Source organism: Oleiphilus sp. HI0125 (assembly GCF_001635355.1).
In genome coordinates this window covers 1-206 of the sequence record NZ_LWGF01000406.1, presented here as the reverse complement: position 1 = coordinate 206, position 206 = coordinate 1, and the positions used below count along the sequence as shown (strand labels likewise).

At 45.6% G+C, this 206-nt stretch carries 1 protein-coding gene; it reads right to left on the bottom strand.

Going from position 1 to position 206, the window contains the following annotated elements; genetic code table 11:
- A partial coding sequence (locus tag A3762_RS05455) for an isocitrate/isopropylmalate family dehydrogenase (RefSeq protein ID WP_255375031.1) occupies window positions 1–206 on the bottom strand: 206 nt, incomplete at both ends.

Genomic DNA, 206 nt, shown 5'->3' with positions numbered 1-206 from the left:
CGGTTGACCGAAATAAATGCCGCCCGTTAACTCACGCACGATCAAGATATCAAGACCCGAAACAACTTCTGGCTTCAGGGTTGATGCACTTGCAAGCTGCGGATATAAAATCGCCGGACGTAAATTACCGAACAACTCAAGATTTGAACGAAGACCAAGCAAACCTTTCTCTGGACGAATAGACATATCAAGCTCATCCCACTTAG